Origin of the sequence: Thermoanaerobacter kivui (assembly GCF_000763575.1) — a bacterium.
Lineage (GTDB): Bacteria > Bacillota > Thermoanaerobacteria > Thermoanaerobacterales > Thermoanaerobacteraceae > Thermoanaerobacter > Thermoanaerobacter kivui.
The window spans coordinates 2,290,393-2,304,742 of record NZ_CP009170.1 but is presented as its reverse complement, the minus strand read 5'-3'; the positions used below and the strand labels follow the sequence as shown (position 1 = coordinate 2,304,742).

The 14,350-nt window shown below is 34.9% G+C and carries 16 protein-coding genes and 1 pseudogene; 16 read left to right on the top strand and 1 reads right to left on the bottom strand.

From position 1 onward, the window contains the following. The first annotated feature begins 9 nt into the window (after positions 1 to 9). Both TKV_RS12595 and rlmH read left to right on the top strand, forming a co-directional pair. Positions 10 to 177: a CxxH/CxxC protein gene (locus TKV_RS12595; protein WP_003867872.1), complete on the top strand. Its 168-nt coding sequence runs from the start codon at positions 10 to 12 to the stop codon at positions 175 to 177. 17 nt (positions 178 to 194) lie between these two features. After that, complete coding sequence (rlmH, locus tag TKV_RS11670) at positions 195 to 662, top strand: 23S rRNA (pseudouridine(1915)-N(3))-methyltransferase RlmH (protein WP_049686072.1); 468 nt, start codon at positions 195 to 197, stop codon at positions 660 to 662. Here the strand turns inward: rlmH and TKV_RS11665 are convergent. Then, a complete protein-coding gene (locus TKV_RS11665) occupies positions 653 to 1,054 on the bottom strand; it encodes a 23S rRNA (pseudouridine(1915)-N(3))-methyltransferase RlmH (RefSeq protein WP_049686071.1) in 402 nt (133 codons plus the stop codon). The two genes, rlmH and TKV_RS11665, sit on opposite strands and share 10 nt — an antisense overlap. 132 nt (positions 1,055 to 1,186) lie before the next feature. Here TKV_RS11665 and tyrS point away from each other — a divergent pair, with 132 nt between their 5' ends. From tyrS to csx2, 14 genes and pseudogenes are all read left to right on the top strand, one after another. Further along, positions 1,187 to 2,407 carry a tyrosine--tRNA ligase gene (gene tyrS, locus TKV_RS11660; protein ID WP_049686070.1) on the top strand — a complete coding sequence of 407 codons (1,221 nt, stop codon included), beginning with the start codon at positions 1,187 to 1,189 and terminating at the stop codon, positions 2,405 to 2,407. A 71-nt stretch (positions 2,408 to 2,478) separates the two neighbouring features. After that, complete coding sequence (locus TKV_RS11655) at positions 2,479 to 3,297, top strand: 5'-methylthioadenosine/S-adenosylhomocysteine nucleosidase family protein (RefSeq protein ID WP_049686298.1); 819 nt, start codon at positions 2,479 to 2,481, stop codon at positions 3,295 to 3,297. Beyond that, positions 3,269 to 4,267 carry an SPL family radical SAM protein gene (locus TKV_RS11650; RefSeq protein WP_049686069.1) on the top strand — a complete coding sequence of 333 codons (999 nt, stop codon included), beginning with the start codon at positions 3,269 to 3,271 and terminating at the stop codon, positions 4,265 to 4,267. The genes TKV_RS11655 and TKV_RS11650 overlap by 29 nt, the downstream gene beginning before the upstream one ends. A 214-nt stretch (positions 4,268 to 4,481) precedes the next feature. Further along, positions 4,482 to 5,065, top strand: a pseudogene (locus tag TKV_RS11645) (glutaredoxin domain-containing protein). 98 nt (positions 5,066 to 5,163) lie between these two features. Then, a complete protein-coding gene (locus tag TKV_RS11640) occupies positions 5,164 to 5,448 on the top strand; it encodes a co-chaperone GroES (protein WP_049686068.1) in 285 nt (94 codons plus the stop codon). Between the two features lie 186 nt (positions 5,449 to 5,634). Continuing rightward, positions 5,635 to 6,381, top strand: a complete 747-nt coding sequence (gene sufC, locus TKV_RS11635; protein ID WP_049686067.1) for a Fe-S cluster assembly ATPase SufC — start codon at positions 5,635 to 5,637, stop codon at positions 6,379 to 6,381. Between the two features lie 18 nt (positions 6,382 to 6,399). Then, positions 6,400 to 7,803, top strand: coding sequence for a Fe-S cluster assembly protein SufB (gene sufB, locus TKV_RS11630; RefSeq protein WP_049686066.1), 1,404 nt, complete (start codon positions 6,400 to 6,402; stop codon positions 7,801 to 7,803). A 10-nt stretch (positions 7,804 to 7,813) separates the two neighbouring features. Then, positions 7,814 to 8,977: a Fe-S cluster assembly protein SufD gene (sufD, locus tag TKV_RS11625; protein ID WP_084574299.1), complete on the top strand. Its 1,164-nt coding sequence runs from the start codon at positions 7,814 to 7,816 to the stop codon at positions 8,975 to 8,977. Further along, positions 8,974 to 10,203 (top strand): cysteine desulfurase, encoded by a 1,230-nt coding sequence (locus tag TKV_RS11620; protein ID WP_049686065.1) that lies wholly within the window; start codon positions 8,974 to 8,976, stop codon positions 10,201 to 10,203. The genes sufD and TKV_RS11620 overlap by 4 nt, the downstream gene beginning before the upstream one ends. Beyond that, on the top strand, positions 10,200 to 10,613 hold the full coding sequence (gene sufU, locus TKV_RS11615) for a Fe-S cluster assembly sulfur transfer protein SufU (protein WP_049686064.1): 414 nt from the start codon (positions 10,200 to 10,202) through the stop codon (positions 10,611 to 10,613). The genes TKV_RS11620 and sufU overlap by 4 nt, the downstream gene beginning before the upstream one ends. 188 nt (positions 10,614 to 10,801) lie before the next feature. Beyond that, positions 10,802 to 11,557 carry a CRISPR-associated endoribonuclease Cas6 gene (gene cas6 / locus TKV_RS11610; RefSeq protein ID WP_049686063.1) on the top strand — a complete coding sequence of 252 codons (756 nt, stop codon included), beginning with the start codon at positions 10,802 to 10,804 and terminating at the stop codon, positions 11,555 to 11,557. 51 nt (positions 11,558 to 11,608) lie between these two features. Further along, positions 11,609 to 12,547 (top strand): CRISPR-associated protein Csx14, encoded by a 939-nt coding sequence (locus tag TKV_RS11605; RefSeq protein WP_236617275.1) that lies wholly within the window; start codon positions 11,609 to 11,611, stop codon positions 12,545 to 12,547. Positions 12,548 to 12,569: 22 nt separating this feature from the next. After that, a complete protein-coding gene (csx15, locus tag TKV_RS11600; protein ID WP_049686061.1) occupies positions 12,570 to 12,956 on the top strand; it encodes a CRISPR-associated protein Csx15 in 387 nt (128 codons plus the stop codon). A 31-nt stretch (positions 12,957 to 12,987) separates the two neighbouring features. Beyond that, positions 12,988 to 14,265, top strand: coding sequence for a TIGR02221 family CRISPR-associated protein (gene csx2 / locus TKV_RS11595; RefSeq protein WP_049686060.1), 1,278 nt, complete (start codon positions 12,988 to 12,990; stop codon positions 14,263 to 14,265). Positions 14,266 to 14,350 lie beyond the last annotated feature (85 nt).

Genomic DNA, 14,350 nt, shown 5'->3' with positions numbered 1-14,350 from the left:
AGAGGTTTTATGTTTGTTGTGTGTGAAAAGCATTTAGAGGATGCTATTGAGGAATTTGTAGAAGTGTACGAGCAACCACCAGATATTTACAAATTAGATGAGGTTTCTTTTACGGATTGGCTGGTACCTCATAAATGCGATTTTTGTGATGATGTGCCTAAATATCTTGTCGTTTAAAAATGGGGAGCATAGAGATGAATATACGCATAATAGTTGTTGGAAGAATAAAGGAGAAATATATAAACGATGGAATAAATTTTTATTTGAAAAAATTGCGCCCCTATTGCAATATAGAAATTATAGAAGTAGAAGAGGAAAAAGCGCCACAAAATTTAAGTGAAAAAGAAAGAGAAGAAATTTTAAAAAAAGAAGGGGAGAGGATTTTTTCAAAAATAAAAAAAGGAAGTTTTGCTGTTTCTCTTGCTATTGAAGGAAGGGGCATGGATTCTCATAAGTTTTCTAAATTTATAAAAGATACTTTTCAATCAGGGTATAAAGAGATGACTTTCATAATAGGTGGTTCTTTAGGATTATGGGAAAGTATAAAGGACCAATCCCATTTTAATCTTTCTTTTTCTAAAATGACATTTCCTCATCAATTGATGCGGCTCATACTTTTAGAACAGCTTTATTTAGCATTTGATGGTAAAATTCACTTGTGATAAGGTTCATTGTTTAAAATTTTATAAGCGCGATACAATTGTTCAAAAAGAATAGTAGATGCAAGGCCTAAACTCATTTCCATAGGACTTATGCTAATGCTTTCATTTAAGGAAATTTCCTCATTTCCTATGACTATTAATATATCTGACTTTGCTGAAAGTTCAAGCTCTTTTATTTTTTCTGCTAATTCTTCAGAAGACAGCGATTTTCCCGAAGGTGATATTCCGATTTTATAATATTTGTCTAATTGTTGCTTGGGCAACTGTTGAGGATTTTTGTAGTTTGTAAAGGAAATATTACAAAAGCGGCTTAACCTCTTTTGATATTCTTTTATAGCGTCGGAATAAAACTTTTCTATTTTGTTGCCGATGGCATACACCTTGTAGTTCATATTATCACTTCTCTTTAAAGTTTGTTGATAGTCAATATTATAAAATGATAAAATTATATTGTCAAAAATATTTGAAAATGTGTGTTTCATTTGATACAATATACAAAAAATAAAAGCGATGGAGGTATTATTGTGTCGGTACTTGATGTTTTACAAGAAAGAGGATATATTCAGCAAATGACTCATGAAGATGAAATAAAAGAGCTTTTAGAAAAAGAAAAAATCACCTTTTACATAGGTTTTGACCCTACTGCTGACAGTTTGCATGTGGGGCATTTTCTGCAAATTATGGTAATGTCCCATATGCAAAAAGCAGGCCACAGGCCTATCGTCTTGATTGGCGGCGGAACGGCGATGGTGGGTGACCCTAGCGGCAGAACAGATATGAGAAAGATGCTTACAATAGAAGAAATAAACAGAAATGCCGAGGCTTTTAAAAAGCAGATGCAAAGGCTCATTGATTTTTCTGATGGTAAAGCTATTATGGCGAATAATGCCGATTGGCTTCTCAACTTAAACTATATAGAATTTTTGAGAGATATTGGGGTTCATTTTTCTGTAAATAGAATGCTTACAGCGGAGTGTTTTAAGTCTCGCTTAGAAAGAGGACTTTCATTTTTAGAATTTAACTACATGTTGATGCAAGCTTATGATTTTCTTGAATTAAACAGAAGGTACAATTGTGTAATGCAAATGGGTGGAGACGACCAGTGGTCTAACATTATTGCAGGGGTAGAGCTTATCCGCAAAAAAGAAGGCAAAAAAGCATATGGCATGACATTCACTTTGCTTACCACCAGTGAAGGCAAGAAGATGGGTAAAACAGAAAAAGGTGCTGTGTGGCTTGACCCTAACAAAACTTCCCCTTATGAGTTTTATCAGTATTGGAGAAACATAGCCGATGCGGATGTAGAGAAAGCTCTTGCACTTTTGACTTTCTTGTCCATGGATGAGGTTAGAAGATTAGGTTCTTTAAAGGACAAAGAGATAAATGAAGCGAAGAAAGTACTGGCATACGAGGTCACAAAACTCATACACGGAGAAGAGGAAGCTATAAAAGCTCAAAAAGCGGCAGAAGCATTGTTTGAAGGTGGCGGAGATTTAGAAAATGTGCCTACTGTTACCGTCTCTCACGATGTTTTGGGTAAAAAAGTTTTGGATGTGCTTTTTGAAGCAAAGATAATACCTTCAAAGAGCGAAGGTAGAAGGCTCATTCAACAAGGCGGACTTTATATAAACAATGAAAAAGTTGAAAGTATTGATGAATATATAAAAGATGATATGATAAAAGATAATAGCATTTTAATAAGAAAGGGCAAAAAAGAGTATCACAGGCTTGTCATTAAAGAATAAAGGGGGAACTTTTTGTGTCAAGAGAATTTCTCTTGGCACAAATTTTATGTGACCTTGAAAGAGGTGCTAAGATGGTCTTTATCGCAACCGCTTTATATATTGAGGCAAAACCTATAATTGAATATTACGATTTAAAAAAGGATGTAGAAAATAGATATTTTCAAGTCTTTAAAAATGAAGAAATAACTCTTATAGTTACAGGAATTGGTAAAATAAACAGCAGTATAGCCGTTTCTCATGCTGCTACAAAATATTCATGTGATTTTGATGATTATATAATAAACATTGGAATATGTGGTTCTAAAGATTCTAACGACAAGTTGGGGAGTATATATCTCATTAACAAGATTATAGATAATGAAACAAAGAAAAACTATATACCGGATGTACTTATAAACCACTTTTTTGAAGAAAGCGATATAGAAACTTTTAACTATGTCGTCAATGACGCTACATTGATGTCAGCGAAACTTTGTGATATGGAAGCCAGTGGTTTTTATCAAGCAGCTTCTAAATATTTTGAAACTCACAGAATTTATCTTTTAAAAATAGTTTCTGACAATGTAAGCCTAAGCGCTGTATCTAAAGAAACGGTATATAATTTGATAAAGAATACAATAGAGGAAATAAGCAAATTTATTGAAATTGTAAAAACTTCTTTTAAAAAAACAGAGATATTTTCCCCTCAAGAAAAAGATATAATTGATTTTCTTTCGCAGACATTAAAACTTACTGCAAGCCAAAGGCAAATTTTTTACAAAGCTTGCCTTCATTATAAAGTGAGAAAAGGCGAAAACATAACCTTTTTGAAAGATTTTTATGACATCAGTGTGAATAATAAAGAAGAAAGGAAGAGGGCTTTTGCGCAAATTCTCGCACATTTACGTTGAAAAGGAGGTATTAGATAGTCCCCTAACACAAAACATCATAAAAAAATTTACTAAAAGTAAGGTTGTCATCATTGACAGATACAATGAAGTCTTTAACAGGCCTAATCAAAACTACGTTGTCCAAAAAGACCATCAAAATCTAATCATAGCCAAAAAAAGATACGATTTTATATATAGAGGTTCTAAGCTTTGTGAAAACTTTGGGAATATTAATTTTTACCACACCTCTAATATATTAAACTGTATATACGACTGTGATTACTGCTATTTGCAAGGGATGTATCCTTCGGGTCATCTTGTAATATTTGTAAATATTGAAGACTATTTTAAAGAAGTGGATAAATTGACACAAGACAAAAAAGTGTATTTGAGCATATCCTATGAAACAGATTTACTCGCCCTTGAATACCTAACAGACTTTGTGAGGATGTGGGTTGACTATGCCACAAAAAATAAAAATGTCACAATAGAAATAAGAACAAAAAGCAGTAATTTTTCAGCCGTCTATTCACTTAAGGTATTAGACAACGTCATTTTTGCATGGACACTATTGCCACAGCCTGTTATAGATAAATACGAAAGGTTTACTCCTTCTCTTGAAGACAGAATAAAAAGCATAAAAAAAGCCATATCAAAAGGACTAAAGATTCGAATTTCTATTGAGCCGGTGATGTACATTGATGACTTTGAAAATATCTATAAAAATTTCGTCAAAGAGTTTTTCTTAAAAATACCTGTAGAGGGAATAAAAGATGTGAACATTGGTGCCTTCAGAATGGTAAAAGAACAGGCGAAAAAAATAGAAAAACTAAAAGAACATTCTCCAATATTTTGCTATGACACTGTTTTAAAAGGCGGAGTTTTTACTTATAAAGATGCCGAGTATTTTGAAAGATTTGTTTACAACGAAGTGATAAAATACATTGAAAAAGAAAAAGTGTATATATTAAATTATCTCCCGCAAAATTGACGGGAGATAATTTTTTGCAATATGTGCAATCGTTTCATTAAAATAATATTGTTAAAAATATCTTGATTTTTAAATGATATTTTCATATAATATAAGTTGCGAACCCAATACTTATGGGGGGTAGAAATAGGACATGAGGAAGAATAAATTATAATTAGGTTATGATTATATAAATGTGGATTTGGGCAACATAAATATTTAAAGAGGTGATTTGATGTTAGAATTTATAAAGGATGTACAGCACTTCGAGGATGTAAAAAGTAAAGAAGAGTTTTTTATGCTGATGTTCTATTCTAATTCCTCCCAAAAAGTCTTGAAGCGTTTGAAATAATGAAAAAATTCAGCGAAGACAACCCCAAAGTACCAGTTTATGCAGTAAATGTTTCAAACATTAGAGATATACACCCCCAATACGGTATTAATGTAGTACCAGCGGTTATACTATTTAAAAATGGTGAGCCGTGGCAGTTTATTTTTGGCGTTCAAAGCAATGAATATTATAAGAAGTTGTTAGTTACAGCTCCGCCAAAGGTATCAGATGGCAAAGGACAAAAAACTCACAGAGTGACAATTTACACTACTCCTTCCTGTCCATGGTGCAATGCTACAAAGGCTTATTTGAGGCAGCACAATATTCCTTTTAGAGAAATAGATGTAAGCAAAAATCCAAGCGCAGCAGCAGAATTGGTAAGGCGCAGTGGTCAAAGAGGCGTGCCACAGACAGATATTGACGGTACAATCGTGGTAGGATTTGACAAACCAAAGCTCAACAAATTATTGGGAATTGTGGAACAATAAGTTTTAATACTTGTACCCTAAGATACAGCTGATGTATAATAGATATTGTTCTATTTTTAAATTTTAAACCAAAATTTATAAAGAAAGGGGAAGAAATCATGACTAAAATACAGCCTGTCAATGGCCATGCCCTTATTAAGCTTGAAAAAGATACAGAGGAGAAAAAAGTGGGAGGAATAATAATTCCTAAGACTGCTGAAGAAAAATTAAATCAAGGAATAATAGCTGGTCTTGCAGCTGGTGCTACAGACGAACTTGCTGTAGGAGATAGGGTTATATACAAAGAATTTTCAGGAACTAGAATAAAGCATGAGGGAGAGGAATATCTCATAATTCCTGTAGATGACATACTGGCAAAATTTGTGGAAGTTGATGAGATATAAAAGTCGGGGAAATTTAAGTCCCGACTTTTTATATTTTATACAAGGTTATTGACATATGTTTATTAAATGAAAATAATTATTAATCTTATGACTCTTTCTATTGATTTTGGTTGTATAAGTGGTGTATAATAATATTGCTTGAGCATTCCTATTAAAATAGTCGGAATTAAAAAGGAGTTGTAAAAAATGAGGGAAACACTATTGGAAATAAAGGATTTGCATGTAGAGGTTGAGGATAAACACATCCTTAAAGGCCTTAACTTGACGATAAAAAAAGGAGAAATACATGCAATAATGGGACCCAACGGTGGAGGAAAAAGCACCTTGTGCAATTCCATTATGGGAAACCCTAAGTATAGAATAACAGAGGGGCAGATTTTATTTGAAGGCGAAGATATAACAAACATGAAAGTGAACGAAAGGGCTAAAAAGGGAATATTTTTGTCCTTCCAATACCCTGAAGAGATACCTGGCATAACAGTTGATAATTTTATAAGAACCTCTGTTAATATTGTAACAGGCCAAAATATATCAATGCTTCAATTTGCAAAAGATATGAAAAATACGTTAGAACTTTTAGATATGAAATCCGAGTACAGAAATAGGTATTTAAATGTGGGTTTTTCGGGAGGAGAAAAGAAAAAAACTGAAATACTCCAGATGGCTTTTTTGAAACCAAAGCTTGTAATGCTGGATGAGATTGACTCAGGCCTTGACATAGATGCATTGAAGATTGTTGCAGAAGCGGTTAAAAAATTAAAGACAGAAGACATGTCTATCTTAATTGTCACCCACTATAACAGAATACTGGATTACCTTGAACCAGATGTAATATCTGTCCTGATGGATGGGAAAATTGTAAAAAGCGGTGACAAAGACCTTGCAAAAATTCTTGAAGAAAAGGGTTACGATTTTGTGAGAAATGGCGCTTAGTGCGTAGGAGGCGGAAAAATGAAAAAAACAGATGTAAAAGACATAGACTTTAGCATATACGATGTTAAAGACAATATAAAGTACGAGTACCAGACAGGGAAGGGGCTTTCTAAAGAAGTTGTTCTGGAAATCTCAGAACAAAAAAATGAACCTTCCTGGATGAGGGACTTCCGATTAAAGGCTCTTGAAATATATCAAAAAATGCCTATGCCAACATGGGGCGTTGACCTAAGTAAGCTTGACATAGATTCTATCATCGCATATATACGTCCGAGCGCAAAGATGCAAAGGTCGTGGGATGACGTGCCAGAGGAAATAAGAAGAACTTTCGAAAGACTTGGAATTCCTGAGGCAGAAAGAACAGCTTTGGCGGGAGTTGGTGCACAATACGATTCTGAGGTTGTATACCACAACATCAAAGAAAATCTTACACGCCAAGGTGTCATATTCGAAGACATGGACACCGCAGTAAAAAAATATCCTGACATAATAAAAGAGTATTTCATGACAAAAAACGTCACTCCCTATGACCACAAATTTGCGGCATTGCATGCTGCCCTATGGAGTGGAGGCACCTTTGTGTATGTTCCTGAAGGGGTTAAAGTAGAAGTTCCACTTCAGGCGTATTTGAGAATGAATGCACCAGGAAGCGGGCAATTTGAGCACACTCTCATAATCGCTGATAAAGGCAGCGAAGTCCATTTTATAGAGGGCTGTTCTGCGCCCCAGTATTCTGTGTCAAACCTGCACGCAGGTTGTGTGGAACTATTTGTAAATGAAGGAGCCCGCATAATTTATTCTACTATAGAAAATTGGAGCAAAAACACTTATAATCTCAACACAAAAAGAGCTATTGTTGAAAAAGACGGCATTATAGAGTGGATATCCGGCTCTTTTGGAAGCCACAAGACGATGCTTTATCCTGCCTCTATATTAAAAGGAAAAGGTGCAAAAGCCGAGTACACAGGTGTGACTTTTGCAGCAAAGGGACAGCACTTAGACACAGGTTCAAAGATGATACATTTAGCTCCCCACACATCTTCAAAGGTTTTGGCAAAGAGCATATCAAAAGATGGTGGAATATCCAGCTACAGAGGCCTTTTGAAAATAGGACCTAAAGCAGAAGGGGCAAAGGCTTCTGTCCAATGTGAAGGCCTCATGTTAGACGACATATCAAGGTCTGACACAATGCCGGTAATAGAAATAGAAAATGACAATGTAGATATTGGCCATGAAGCAAAAGTTGGAAGAATAAGCGAAGAGCAGATATTTTATCTCATGTCCAGAGGCTTAAGCGAAGATGATGCAAGGGCTATGATTGTAAAAGGCTTTGTAGAGCCGATAGCGAAATCTTTACCGTTAGAATACGCCGTAGAGATGAACAGGCTCATTAAACTCGAGCTGGAAGGCGCGATAGGATAGGGGTGAAAACATGTCAAATCTTTTGGATGAAAAAGTACAGTCTCTTTTTGAAAAGGAAGATGAAATAGCAAAAGAATACAGAAGAAAAGCTTATGACGCCTTTTCTTCTCTTCCTTTTCCTAAGTGGAAGAGAGTTAATATAGACAAAATAGAATTGCCTTTTTATAAAGAATATAATTTGGTAGTGTTAAGGGATTCTTCACAAGAAACAGTTAAAATAACTGATATAACTAAAAGCTTAGGAAACTTAGAAAGCAAAACATTGTCTTTGGTTGACAGAGCTTTTGGCGTAGATGACAAATTTGTAAACATGGCAAAAGCCTTTTACAACAGTGGATTTTACATTAAATCCCCCACAGATACAAAGACAGAAAAGCCTATAGTAATTGACTTTATAGGAGATGAAAGAAATGACACTATCATTGATTACAATATCATAGAAGCAGAGGCTAATTCAAATATAACCATTGTTTTTGACTATAATTCAGGTCTTAAGGGTTTTCACAATGGCATAACGGCAGTAATTGCAAACGAGGGTTCTACTGTAAATATAGTTAAAATACAAAGGTTAGGCGATGACTTCAATGACTTTGACAACAACATTGTATTTGTAGGTAAGGATGCTACTGTAAACTGGTCAAATGTTGTAATAGGGTCAAAAATAAGCGCTTTTGACGTAACGGTATATCTTGACGAAATAGGTGGAACTTTTAACTCTAAATCTATTTTTTTAGGAGTAGATAGTCAAAAGTATGACATGTCCTATAAAGTCTTCCACCAGGCTCCTAAAACTACCAGCAGTGTAGATTTAAAGGGCGCATTAAAGGGTAGCGCAAAAGCTGTATTCAGAGGCAACATTGACATAAAAAAAGGTGCTAAAAAAGCAAAAGCTGATGAAAATGAAACAGTGCTTTTGCTTGACAAGACTGTAAAATCCGATGCTATTCCTGCTCTTTATTGTGGCGAAGATGACGTGCAGGCAAACCATTCAGCCAGTGCGGGGCAAATTGATGAAAACAAGCTTTATTATGTGATGAGTAGAGGCTTTAGCTTAGAAGAGGCAAAACTTTTGATGGTACAAGCGGTATTGAATCCTGTCATAGACTTAATTCCTTATGACCCCGTAAGAGAAATCATCATAAAGGGTCATATAGGAAGGAGGATTTTAAGGTGAAATATGTTGATGTAGAAAAGATTAAAAAAGACTTTCCTATATTAAATGTAAAACCTCATGGTAAAAAGCTTATTTACCTAGACAATGCTGCTACAACACAAAAGCCAATTAGCGTCATTAAAGCTATGGATAGATATTATGAAGAGTTAAATGCCAATGTATATAGAAGCCCCCACTATTTAAGTGCTCTTTCCACACAGGCTTACGAAGAGGCGAGAGAAAGAGTAAAAAAATTTATTAACGCTAAAACTGAAGAATCTATAATATTTACGAGAAATACTACAGAATCTATAAACTTTATAGCATATACGTGGGGAATGAAGTATATAAACGAAGGAGACGAAATAATACTGACAATAGCCGAACACCACAGCAATATACTCCCATGGCAAATGGTAGCGGAAGCTAAAAAGGCGAAACTCAAATATGTCTACCTTGATGACGATTTTAGGCTTTCTATGAAAGACTTTAAAGAAAAAATGTCTGATAAAGTAAAGTTAATTGCTATCCAGCACATGTCAAATGTCTTAGGAATAATAAATCCTGTGGAGGAGATTACACATATTGCCCACAAATACGGGGCAAAAGTGTTAATAGATGGAGCACAAAGTGTACCTCATATGCCTGTTGATGTACAAAAGATAGATTGTGACTTTTTTGCCTTCTCTGGTCACAAGATGTTAGGACCTATGGGGATTGGGGTTTTATATATAAAAGAAGATTTACTTAAAGAGGTACCGCCATTTTTAAGAGGAGGAGAAATGATAGACGAGGTTTACGAGGACTATTCCACATTTGCACCTTCCCCTCTTAAATTTGAAGCAGGTACTCCTAATATAGAGGGAGCGTATGTGCTTATTTCTGCCATAGATTATATAGAAAAAATTGGGCTTACCAATATATATAAACACGAAGGCGAGCTTTTGGAGTATGGTCTTCAAAAAATGAAAGAATTAGACTTTGTAAAATTGTATGGCCCCAAAGACGCGAAGGAAAGGGGAGGCTTAATTTCCTTCAATGTAGAAGGAGTTCATCCTCACGATGTTGCTACAATACTAGACGAAGAAGGAATTGCTGTAAGAAGTGGGCATCACTGTTGCCAGCCCTTAATGAGATACTTAGGCGTTCCTGCAACTGTAAGAGCAAGCTTTTATCTCTACAACGATTTTGAGGATATTGATGCCCTTGTGGAAGGACTAAAAAAAGTCAGGAAGTGGTTTAAATGAGCGATTTAAATCAGCTTTATTCTGAAGTTATAATGGAACACTATGAAAACTCTCCTCACAGAAGAGAGCTTAAAGATGCTACTCACAAAGAAAGGGGGCACAATCCTCTTTGCGGTGACGACATTACCATTTATCTAAAAATGAATGGTGACATTATAGAAGACGCATCTTTTACAGGTCATGGATGTGCTATAAGCCAAGCTTCAACCTCTATGATGATAGACCTTATAAAAGGGAAAGACAAAAAAGAGGCCTTAAGGCTTGTTCAAGAATTTATAGACATGATACACAAAAAAGACGTAAACTTAGATGAATTAGGTGATGCCCAAGTACTGCATGGAGTATCTGACTTTCCTGCCCGTGTAAAATGTGCTCTACTGGCTTGGAAGACACTTCAGGAAATTTTATAAAGAGAGAAAAGCTCAAAATGGGCTTTTCTTTTTTGTTTTATAGTTTACTATTTATTAAATAAATTTAGACAAAATCATTAAAAATTTTTTAAAAGTTAAGAAGGAAAAATGAGAATTAATGTAGAATTATATACACGTAAAACCAATATATCCATATCTTCACTGGAATAAATTTATGAGGTGTTATTATGAGAATTACTTTGGAATTTGTGGGAGAAAAAAATTTAGTATTGCCAATTCATTATAATTATATAGTTCAAGGCTTTTTGTATGACCTCATGGGGGACAGTGAGTTTGCAGCTTTTTTACATGATGAAGGGTTTCAATATGAAAAAAGAAAATTTAAATTATTTACTTTTTCAAGAATTGAAGGGGAGTTCAAGATTTTAACAGATTCCAAAGGGCAGAAAAAAATAAGCATAAAACCTCCTTTTAAATTTACTGTTGCCTCTCCTTTAGATGAATTTATATTTGATATTTCAAAAAATGCGTTAAAAAAGGAGTATTGCCATTTTAATGGTCAAAAATTTATTTTGAATTCACTCAATATAGACAATCCTCCTGTTTTTAAAAATAAAGCAAGGATAAAATTTATTTCTCCTGTTGTTATGTACACTACTCTTAGGAATGGAGACATAAAATACACTTATTATTATTCTCCATGGGATGACAAATTTTCTCTCCTTTTACTTAACAATCTCCTTAAAAAATATGAATTAGTCCATAAAGTAAAAGCGAAAGATCCATATTTTAAGCTTTATCCCTTATTGGAAAAAGAAGACAGAAGATATTCAAAGATGATCAAATATAAAAATGTTTATGTAAAAGGATGGATGGGGATATATGATGTTGAGACTACTCCTGAACTTCTGGAACTTGCCTACTACACAGGTTTGGGTGCCAAAAATTCACAAGGGTTTGGGTGTTTTGAGATAATAGGGTGAAGGAATTACTATTTAAAATAGTAACACATTACATAGAAAAATTTGAGCAATTTGGATAAAATAATTGACAAGGTGGAAGAGGGCGGAATTATCATGAAAAATCCAAACAAAAAGGAAAGGCTAAAAAAACGAAAAGAAGTTTTAATAGCAACTTTAGGAAGTGAACCACAGGTAGTCACTATTGCTTTAGATGAGTTGCTAAAAAGAGGGTATCCACTTAGCAAGGTAATTGTGATATATACCAAAAGCTCCAAAGTACTTGATGCACTAAGAATTTTAGACGATGAGTTTTTAAAGGAATTCTATAAGATGGAATTTGTTAAAGTACCTGTAAAGGGTTATTCCCGTGATGGGGTGATAGAGGATTTTCTCACAGAAGAAAGTGTAAAGGCTTTGCTAAGCACTATTTATAAAGAGATTCGAGAACTTAAGCAAAATGATTTCACAATCCATTTTCTTATTTCAGGTGGGCGGAAAATAATGGGTGTGGTAGGAATGCTTGTAGCTCAGCTTTTATTTGGGGATGAAGATCGTTTATGGTATCTTATTACAGAAGGTTGGGAACCGGGGAATGAACGCAAACTTCATCTTTCAAGTGAGGAAAAAGTCTGGTTAGTGCAAATACCTGTAATACGTTGGTCAGAAGCTTCTACTTTAATGCGCACAGTAGCGGAGATAGGGGACCCTAGTGAAGTTGAGATTTGGTATAGAAAATTGACTAAAAAAGCGGAGTTTAAGAGAAAAAAGGAATTTTTAAATCATTGGCTTACTCTAGCAGAAAGAGAGATTGTTGAGCTTGTATGTAAAGGTTACGACAATGCATCTATATCTAAGATTCTTCATAAAAAAGAGCAGACTATAGCTAATCAATTGCAAGTCATTTATGAAAAATTAAAGGAGTGGAAGGATTATCCTTCTATGAAAGTAGACCGCAATCTTCTCATTGCAGAATTTGCACCCTATTTTGCCTTAAAAGATCTAGAAGAATAACTACATATGGAGGGTTTTTGCAATGTTTCTCATAAATTTCTCACATCCTCTAACAGAGAACCAAATTCAAAAACTAGAAGAAAAATTGGGGCAAAAAATAGAACGCGTTGTAGAGATAGATGCTTACATAGACCAACAGAAGTCCTTAATTCCTCAAATTGTTGAGTTGGTAGATAGAGTAGGGTTTACGCCACATGAATGGCAAACAGTACCTTTTATACTAAATCCGCCATCTCTCAGCATAAGCGCAGTAACTCTTTTAGCAGAAGTACACGGAAGGTGTGGCTATTTTCCTCCTGTATTGCGTCTTCGACCAATAGAAGGAAGCCTTCCCCTCCAGTTTGAAGTAGCAGAGATTATTAACCTACACCAAGTGAGGGAGGAGGCGAGGAAAAGAAGAGGAAGTTAAGAAAAAAGTTAAATTTGAAAGGGGATAAGTAATGAAAAAAGCAATAAGTTTTCTAGGCAAAGGACAATATAAAGAAGTTATTTATGTCTGGGAAGATAAGCAAGCTAGGACCCATCTTTTTCCGGAAGCGGTTGCTGAAATTTTTCAACCTGAGGAGGTTATAATTTTACTGACTCCATCGGCTAAAAATTATAGACCTCCCAAAAGAGAGCAGTGCCCCGAATGCAACCAAGGACTTCCAGAACCTTTGGAAGAAGAGACTTATTGGGAAACTTTACAAAAACGTCTAAAAGATAAAGTTAAATTAAAGGAAAGAGAAATTCCTGAGGGAAAATCAGAAGGGGAACTTTGGGAAATCTTTGATATATGTACTCAAGTTGTAGAAAAAGGGGACGAAGTGATTCTGGATATTACTCATGCCTTTCGATCTTTGCCTTTAATAGTATTTACGGCAGCTGTCTATTTAGAAAGGGTCAAAGGAGCAAAAATTAAAGCTATTTTGTACGGTGCATATGAAGCAAGAGAGGAAGATATAGTTCCTATCTTTGACTTAACAAAATTGATAGATTTGTTTGATTGGATGATTGGAGTAGAATTTTTGCGACAAAGAAGTGATGCCGCTTTTTTGGCGGAACGGATAGCCGAAACCCAGAATAAAATTTGGAAGGAAGAGCAGCCAGGAGAAAAACCGACTAAATTAAAGAAATTAGGAGAAGGGCTCAAAAGGGTATCTCAAGCTTTGCAGTTACTCCGCCCTTTAAAAGTTATGGAATTTTCTCAAGAATTATTGCCTTTGTTTGAACAGGCTTCAGGTGAAGTAAAGACTTGGGCTAAACCCTTTGGGGTGGTTTTAGACGAGGTAAAAAGGGAAATAAAGGAATTGGCTTATGAATGCGATTCACAGAAATTAACTGGGGAGAATCTACGACGCCAATTAGCGATTATTCGACATTATATAGATAAGGGACGATACACAGAGGGAATTTTATTAACTAGAGAATGGATAGTGGATTTTGTAGCTTACAAAAATCTGAAAGAAGAATGGTTGGATAGGGATTACAGGACGAATACAATAGAGCTAGCCCTAAACAGTAGTTTGAAAAAGAAAAAAGGGGAGGAAGCTTTAGTACCAGAATGGTTTGAGCAATTGGCTGAGAGCGAAAAATTAGTTAAACTGTGGGGACAAATCAGAGATCTACGGAATAGCATTGCCCACTGCGGTAAAACAAAGGGCGCTCAAGAAATACCAACCAGCATTGAAAAACAATTAAAAGAAATTTATTCAATGTTGGAAAAACTTTTAGATTAGGGAAAAAACTAAAAAGTAAAAATTTGTTTTAGCAAATACAGACAATAAAGTAAAGGCGAGAAAGCGAAGGTAAATTTATTTTTAA

Coding starts and splice junctions, on each gene's coding strand:
- TKV_RS12595 (WP_003867872.1), top strand. CDS start 10: ATGTTTGTTGTGTGTGAAAAGCATTTAGAGGATGCTATTGAGGAATTT.
- rlmH (WP_049686072.1), top strand. CDS start 195: ATGAATATACGCATAATAGTTGTTGGAAGAATAAAGGAGAAATATATA.
- TKV_RS11665 (WP_049686071.1), bottom strand. CDS start 1,054: ATGAACTACAAGGTGTATGCCATCGGCAACAAAATAGAAAAGTTTTAT.
- TKV_RS11655 (WP_049686298.1), top strand. CDS start 2,479: ATGGTCTTTATCGCAACCGCTTTATATATTGAGGCAAAACCTATAATT.
- TKV_RS11640 (WP_049686068.1), top strand. CDS start 5,164: ATGACTAAAATACAGCCTGTCAATGGCCATGCCCTTATTAAGCTTGAA.
- sufC (WP_049686067.1), top strand. CDS start 5,635: ATGAGGGAAACACTATTGGAAATAAAGGATTTGCATGTAGAGGTTGAG.
- sufB (WP_049686066.1), top strand. CDS start 6,400: ATGAAAAAAACAGATGTAAAAGACATAGACTTTAGCATATACGATGTT.
- sufD (WP_084574299.1), top strand. CDS start 7,814: ATGTCAAATCTTTTGGATGAAAAAGTACAGTCTCTTTTTGAAAAGGAA.
- sufU (WP_049686064.1), top strand. CDS start 10,200: ATGAGCGATTTAAATCAGCTTTATTCTGAAGTTATAATGGAACACTAT.
- cas6 (WP_049686063.1), top strand. CDS start 10,802: ATGAGAATTACTTTGGAATTTGTGGGAGAAAAAAATTTAGTATTGCCA.
- csx15 (WP_049686061.1), top strand. CDS start 12,570: ATGTTTCTCATAAATTTCTCACATCCTCTAACAGAGAACCAAATTCAA.
- csx2 (WP_049686060.1), top strand. CDS start 12,988: ATGAAAAAAGCAATAAGTTTTCTAGGCAAAGGACAATATAAAGAAGTT.